Raw genomic sequence first — 6,658 nt, 5'->3', positions numbered from 1 at the left:
GACCGGTAGGGCCGGTCCGTCGGACGGGGCCCTCGACCCCGGCGCCGGGGACGGTGGAGCGTGGGGCAGACTCGGTGCGGTGAGAAAGATCTATGTCATCGGCATCGGCGCGGGCGACCCCGACCATCTGACCTTGCAGGCCGTCAAGGCGCTGAACAGGGCTGATGCGTTCTTCATCCTCGACAAGGGTGAGGAGAAGTCCGATCTGACCGGGCTGCGGCGGGACATCCTCGATGTGCACGTGGAGAACACCGCGTACCGGCTCGTCGAGGCGCGGGATCCGGAGCGGGACCGCAGGACGTCGGACTACTCACCCGCGGTGGACGACTGGCGTCGGCGTCGCGCGGATCTGTACGAGCGGTTCATCGCGGAGGATCTCGGCGAGGACGAGTGCGGGGCGTTCCTCGTGTGGGGCGATCCCGCGCTGTACGACTCCACGCTCGGCATCCTCGAAGAGATCCTCGACCGGGGTGCGGTCGCCTTCGACCACGAGGTGGTTCCCGGGATCAGCAGCGTCTCCGCGCTGCTGGCCAAGCACCGGACAGGGCTGAACCGGGTGGCGCGTCCGGTGCAGATCACGACGGGCCGGCGGCTGGCCGAGGGCTGGCCCGAGGGGGTCGACGACGTGGTGGTGATGCTCGACGCGCGGCAGGCGTTCACCCGCCATCTCGACCAGGACCTCTTCATCTACTGGGGCGCGTACGTGGGAACCGAGGACGAGATCCTGGTCTCCGGTCGCCTCGCCGAGGTGTCGGACCGGATCGAGGAGCTGCGGGCCGAGGCGCGCGCCCGCAAGGGCTGGATCATGGATACGTATCTGCTGCGTCGCGACTGAACCAGCCTTCCGGGCCCAACAGTTGGAGCGCGGAAGGCACGTCGTGCACGACGGGCACACCGTCGGGCGGTGGTGGGCGGCGGACCACGACCACGGGCAGACCGAGGTTCCTGGCCGCGGTGAGTTTCGCCGCGGTGGCGGGGCCTCCGCTGTCCTTGGTGACGAGGACGTCGATGGCGTGGTCACGCAGCAGCGCCGTCTCCCCTTCGACGGTGTACGGGCCGCGGTCGAGGAGGACGTCGGTGTGCCGGGGCAACGGGGGCTCCGGGGGTTCCACGGACCGTACGAGGAAGTGGAGCCGGTCCGCTCCCGGGGCGGTGACGAAGGCGGCCAGGCCCAGGCGGCCGGTGGTGAGGAAGATCCGGCGGCCCAGGGCGGGCAGTCGTACGGCGGCGTCCGTGAGGTCGTCGGCCGGGTGCCAGCGGTCGCCGGGGCGCGCCGTCCAGCCAGGGCGGCGCAGCGCGAACAACCGGGTACCGGTGGCCTTCGCGGCCGTGGCGGCGTTGGCACTGATGGTGTCGGCGAACGGGTGGGTGGCGTCGACGACGGTGTCCACGCAGCGGGTGCGCAGCCAGTCGGCAAGGCCATCGGGCCCGCCGAAGCCACCGACGCGTACGTCGCCGGCTGGCATCCGGGGCCGGGCGACCCGACCGGCCAGCGAGGTGGTGACGCGCCTCGTCGCGTCGCCGCCGGGCCCGGTCAGCTCGGCGGCGAGCTGTCGGGCTTCGGCGGTTCCGCCGAGGATCAGGAGGTGTCCGGGCATGCCCCGAACCTACGTCACCTCCTCCGTCACCACCTACGTCAATCGCCACCGGACGTACGGAGCGGTGAACAGGGGCGCCCGCAGCCATTACGATCCGGCGTCATGAGCACTTCTGACCAGGACCAGGCCGTGGACACCCCGATAGCCGCTTCCGAGACCGCTCCCGAGACGGTTCCCCAGGCGGCTTCCGAGACGGCTTCCGACACGGCTCCCGAGGCCGAGGGCGATACCGACGCCGTCACTGAGACCAGCTCCGAGACCGCCTCCGAGGCCGCGCCCGCGGCAGTTCCGGAGATCGCGTCCGAGGCCGTCTCCGAGGCCGACGAGCGACGGTTGACGCCGCGTCAGGCGAGACGGCTGCGCATCGTCCTCTCGTCCGTCGGCATGGCGGCGATGGCGGTCGTACTCGCGTTGCGGATCGCCAGCCGGTCGTCCGTGCTGGTGGTCGGGGTGTACGGGCTCGCGCTGATCCTGTGCGGGATCGTGATCGAACTCAGCAGGAACGGACGTACACGGCTGGGCAGTTGGCTGCTGGGGATCGGCCTGCTGGCGGCGATCGGCTCCGACTGGCTGCTGATTCCCTGACGTACGGTCAGCGCACTGCGATCCGCACGGTCGCACCGTGCGGATCGACCCGGTCGAGCCAGTCGGCGCGCAGCCGGAACGGACGGCCCGGTACGGCCGGCAGCAGCAGCCGCTGCCGGTGGAGCACCCGGCCGTCCTGGCGGACGACGAGCAGCGGCGCGTGGAGTCTACGGGTGGTGCGCAGGCTGAAGCGGCCGCGGAGCGGAGCGTCCACGCCGGGGCCGACGAGGTTCGGTGCGATCCATTGCAGTGGGGGGTCGACAGCGAGGGACGGCCGGCCCGTGGGCCAGGCTTCCGCCGCCAGGTGACGCAGTACGGGCGCGGCGACGGCCCTTCCTTCGGCGGCCGCGACGCCGGCGCTCTCCACTCCGTGCAGCAGATTGCCGACGGCGAAGACTCCGCTCTCCGTCGTGCGGTAGGAGGCGTCGTACGCGGGGCCGCGGGTGCCGGGGTCCAGGGCGACCGCGGCACGCCGGGCCAGTTCGTGGTCGGGGATCCAGTCTCCGGTGAAGACGACGGTGTCGCAGCGCAGGGTGGTGATCCGGCCGTCGTGATGCCGCAGTTCCACTCCGCTGAGCCGGTCGCGGCCGGTCAGGGCGGTGACGGTGGCATGGGTGAGGAGCGGGGTGCGGGCCCGGGACCGGGTCGGGGCCGTGAGGCGGGAGGGCGGCTGGTCGGTGACCATGGCGACGACGTCCAGGCCGGCGACGCGCAGGGTGTCGGCCGCGGCACGGCTGACCGGTTCGTTGCCGATGACGACAGCGCGGGTGCCGACCCGCTGCCGGTGGAGATGGACGGCCTGCTGGAGTTCGCCGGTGGTGTAGACGCCGGGTGGGCGCGCGCCGGGTACGAGGCGGGCACTGCGGGGGCGTTCGCGGGCGCCGGTGGCGAGGACGACGGCGCGGGCTTTGATCCGTTCGAGTCCGGTCGGTGCGGTGGTGTCGACGGTCAGCGGCCCGGCCCAGCCGGTGACGGTGACGCCGGTACGCAGGGTGGCTCCGGCCCGTTCGGCCGCGGCCACGCACTCCCGGGCGTACGCCGGCCCGGTCCGGCCTCCCCCGATGGCGCGGATCGGTCCTCCCCCGGTGGCACGGTCGCCGAACCCACCGTGGAAGCAGTGGCGCGGGATGCCGCCCGCGACCTGTTCGCGCTCCAGGATCTCGATCCGGCCCGCACCGGATGCGGCGAGTTCGGCCCCGGCGCCGAGGCCCGCCGGACCACCCCCGATGACCAGTACGTCGACGGTCCGCTCGTGCCGTGTCATGGCCGGGCCTCCTCGAACAGTGCGCGGACCGCGGCCCCGCAGTGGAACCCCTGACAGCGCCCGTTTCCGGCCCTGGTCCTGCGTCGCAGGCCGTCCCGGGTGAGCGGCGGGATCGTGCCGGTGAGGGCGTCTCTGATCTCGCCCGCGGAGACCCGTTCGCAGTGGCAGACGAGCGTGCCGTAGGCGGGGTCCTCGGCGATCAGTCCGGCATCCTGGTAGGGGCGGGGGAACGCCTCGCCGAGGTTGGGCATGGTGACGGGCGGTAGTTCGGACGGCGTACCGAGGTCGAGGCCCGAGCCGCTGAGCAGTTCGGTGACATGCGCGGCGATGGCCATGGAGGCGGTGAGTCCGGTGGAGCGGATGCCGCCGACGGCGATGTAGCGGCGGTCGGGGTGGTCCTGGATGCGGTAGTCCTCCTGGCCGGTGGCGGCGCGCAGTCCGGCGTAGACGGCGGTGACTTCCTCGTCGAGCAGTCCGGGCAGGATGCGACGGCCCTTGTCGCGCAGCAGGGCGATGCCGTCCGTGGTCGATCCGGTCGCGGTCTTGTCGTCGAGTTCCTCGGCGGTGGGGCCGAGCAGCACATTGCCGAAGACGGTCGGTGCGACCAGGACGCCCTTTCCGGCGGCGGTGGGCACGGGCAGCAGGATGTGGCTGACGAGATCCCTGGCGAGCTTGTCGAAGACGAGAAGCTGGCCGCGGCGCGGGGTGACGGTGAAGTCGTCGTGGCCGAGTTCCCGGTCGAGTTCGTCCGCGTACAGTCCGGCGGCGTTGATCAGATGGCGGGTGCGCAGTGTCCCGCGGGTGGTGGTGAGGGTGTGGATGTCCTCGCCGCTGTCGATGTGCCGCACCCGGCAGTTGAGGTGCAGATGGACGCCGGCCCGTACGGCCTGGGTGGCGTAGGCGAGCGGGGTCGTCCAGGGGCAGATGATGCTCTCGTCGGGGATTTCGAGCGCGCCGAGGGCGCCCGGCCCCAGATGGGGTTCGCGGATCCTCACCTCGTCGGCGTCCAGGAGGCGTGCCGCGTGGTAGTCGTTGCGTTCGGCCTTCGCCAACAGAGCCGGGAGCGCGGCCAGTTGTTCCTCGTCCCAGGCGACGAGGAGGGCACCCACGCGTTCGACGGGGATACCGGTCTCGGCCGCGTACGCGCGGAGTCTGTGTTGCCCTTCGCGTACGAGGCGGGCTTCGAGCGAGCCGGGTACCGCATCGAAACCGGTGTGCAGGATGGCGGTGTTGGCCTTCGACGTGCCGTTGCCGATGTCGTCGGAGGCGTCGACGAGGGCGGTACGCAGCCGGTAGCGGGCCAGTTCGCGGGCGATGGCCGCGCCGACGACGCCCGCGCCGACGACGGTGACGTCGTAGACCGGCATTTCGGTAGGTTCAGCCGCTTCGGTCGCCGAATCCCCGGGCGGGCCTGCCGTGAGGTCTCCGGTCGTGGTGATCGTGCAGTTCATCGCGTGGCTCTCGGACGTGTCAGGCATGTTCCAGCAGGGTCTGTACGGCCGCACGGAATCCGGCGAGGCGTTCGGCCGCCTCGTCGGCGCCGATCCGGGGTTCGTACACGGCGGCGGGCTTCCATTCGGGTACGGCGTGCCGGATCGGGAGCCCGGGGTCGAGGCCGAGGCGGGCGACGGCTCCGATGCCGAGTGCGGTGGCGTCGGGCAGGGCGGACACTTCGACGGGGCGTTGCAGCAGATCGGCCTGGGTCTGCATGAGCAGTGCGGAGCGGGTCAGGCCGCCGTCGACGCGGAGTGAGGTCAGCGGGGATCCCAGGTCGGTCGCGACCGCCTCGGTGAGTTCGACGACCTGTGCGGCGATGCCTTCGCACAGGGCGCGCACCAGGTGGCCGGCGGTGGTGTCGAGGCCGAGGCCGGTCACCGAGCCGCGCAGGTCGCCGCGCCACCACGGAGCGGCGAGTCCGGCGAGCGCCGGTACGAACGTGACGCCGCCGGAGTCGGGGACGGCGGCGCCGACCGGGTCGAGGTCGGCCGCGCCGGAGATCACCCCCAGGCCGGTGAGCCAGTTGACGGCGGAGGCGGCGGTGTAGACCTGTCCGTCGAGGCAGTAGCTCGTACGGCCGCCGAGTCGCCAGGCGACACAGCTGACGAGTCCGCTGGAACCGCGGCGCGGGGCGGACCCGGTCTGGGCGAGGAGGAACGCACCGGTTCCGTACGTGCATTTGGCGTTGCCCGGGTCCAGGGCGTTCTGGGCGAGGAGGGCGGCCTGCTGGTCGACGAGGAGTCCGGTCAGCGGGAGTTCGCCGCCGAAGGCGGTCGTCGTACCGACGGGCGCGTCGGAGTCGACGACGGCGGGGAGGCGTTCGTCGCCGAGGCCGAAGATGTCCAGGGCCGCGGGTGACCATCCGACCTGGTCGAGGTCGAGCAGTTGGGTGCGTCCCGCGGTTGCCGCGTCCGTGACGAACGCGCCGGTCAGCTGGTGGACGAGCCAGGAGTCGCTGGTGGTGACGGTGCCCTCGCGGGTCAGTTCCCGGCGGATCCAGGCCATCTTGGGCGCGGCGAAGTACGGATCGAGCGGAAGCCCGGTGAGCCGTGTCAGCTCTTCGTCGTACGCGGAGAGTTCGGTACAGATCCGGGCTGAGCGCCGATCCTGCCAGACGATCGCGTCGGTGAGCGGCCGCCCGGTGTCCGGGTCCCAGGCGAGCACCGTCTCGCCCTGATTGGCGAGACCGACGGCGGACACCGGCTCGCGCGCTTCCCGCAGTGCCTGGCGTCCGGCGTCGACGACCGAGTCGAGCAGTTGGGCGGGGTCGACCTCGACCGCTCCCCCGGCGCCGTGCCGGGGCCGTACGGGCGCCGAACCGGAACCGATCACGCCACGCTCGGGGCAGACCACCAGAGCCTTGGTTCCCGATGTGCCCTGGTCCACGGCGAGTACCGGGCCTGTCATCGACACTCCAGCTGTGCGGAAGCTCTGCGGCTTGAACGGAATCGTGATCACTGAACTGTGCCGCCCAGAGTGGTGCAGACCACCGCGTACGTCAAGGCCCGTCCGGGCGCACTTCCGGAACAGCCGAATGCTGATCAACGTCCTTATGGATAGCTCGACTTGAGTAAGATCCGCGAATCGGTCCGGCGCCGGACACAACTGGCCTTACACTCACCGCCGAGCAACAACCGGACGCTTTCGATCAGTTCACATTTCAACAGCTGCCTCACCCCCCACGTCCTTGAGGATTGATGACACCGACACCCCA

Annotated in this window: 6 protein-coding genes; 2 read left to right on the top strand and 4 right to left on the bottom strand. The window is 71.5% G+C overall.

The genetic code is table 11. The features are described 5' to 3' along the window. Window positions 1-79 precede the first annotated feature (79 nt). On the top strand, window positions 80-835 hold the full coding sequence (gene cobF / locus ACFU8Q_RS08225) for a precorrin-6A synthase (deacetylating) (RefSeq protein WP_384449545.1): 756 nt from the start codon (window positions 80-82) through the stop codon (window positions 833-835). On the opposite strand, the gene ACFU8Q_RS08220 is transcribed toward cobF, so the two are convergent. Continuing rightward, complete coding sequence (locus tag ACFU8Q_RS08220; protein WP_384449539.1) at window positions 804-1,598, bottom strand: cobalt-precorrin-6A reductase; 795 nt, start codon at window positions 1,596-1,598, stop codon at window positions 804-806. The two genes, cobF and ACFU8Q_RS08220, sit on opposite strands and share 32 nt — an antisense overlap. Before the next feature lie 102 nt (window positions 1,599-1,700). Here ACFU8Q_RS08220 and ACFU8Q_RS08215 point away from each other — a divergent pair, with 102 nt between their 5' ends. Then, window positions 1,701-2,183, top strand: a complete 483-nt coding sequence (locus tag ACFU8Q_RS08215) for a hypothetical protein (protein ID WP_384449537.1) — start codon at window positions 1,701-1,703, stop codon at window positions 2,181-2,183. A gap of 7 nt (window positions 2,184-2,190) precedes the next feature. On the opposite strand, the gene ACFU8Q_RS08210 is transcribed toward ACFU8Q_RS08215, so the two are convergent. Genes ACFU8Q_RS08210 through ACFU8Q_RS08200 form a run of 3 tightly spaced genes read right to left on the bottom strand, consistent with a single transcriptional unit; the run spans window position 2,191 to window position 6,351 of the window. Further along, window positions 2,191-3,447: an FAD-dependent oxidoreductase gene (locus tag ACFU8Q_RS08210; RefSeq protein WP_384449534.1), complete on the bottom strand. Its 1,257-nt coding sequence runs from the start codon at window positions 3,445-3,447 to the stop codon at window positions 2,191-2,193. Beyond that, on the bottom strand, window positions 3,444-4,898 hold the full coding sequence (locus ACFU8Q_RS08205) for an NAD(P)/FAD-dependent oxidoreductase (protein ID WP_384449542.1): 1,455 nt from the start codon (window positions 4,896-4,898) through the stop codon (window positions 3,444-3,446). Before ACFU8Q_RS08205 ends, ACFU8Q_RS08210 begins: the two co-directional genes overlap by 4 nt. A gap of 19 nt (window positions 4,899-4,917) precedes the next feature. Next, window positions 4,918-6,351 carry an FGGY family carbohydrate kinase gene (locus ACFU8Q_RS08200; RefSeq protein ID WP_384449531.1) on the bottom strand — a complete coding sequence of 478 codons (1,434 nt, stop codon included), beginning with the start codon at window positions 6,349-6,351 and terminating at the stop codon, window positions 4,918-4,920. Between the last annotated feature and the right edge of the window lie 307 nt (window positions 6,352-6,658).

Origin of the sequence: Streptomyces sp. NPDC057543 (assembly GCF_042801895.1) — a bacterium.
Taxonomy (GTDB): domain Bacteria; phylum Actinomycetota; class Actinomycetes; order Streptomycetales; family Streptomycetaceae; genus Streptomyces.
The sequence above is the reverse complement of the archived record's forward strand: the minus strand, read 5'-3'. Positions and strand labels throughout refer to the sequence as shown.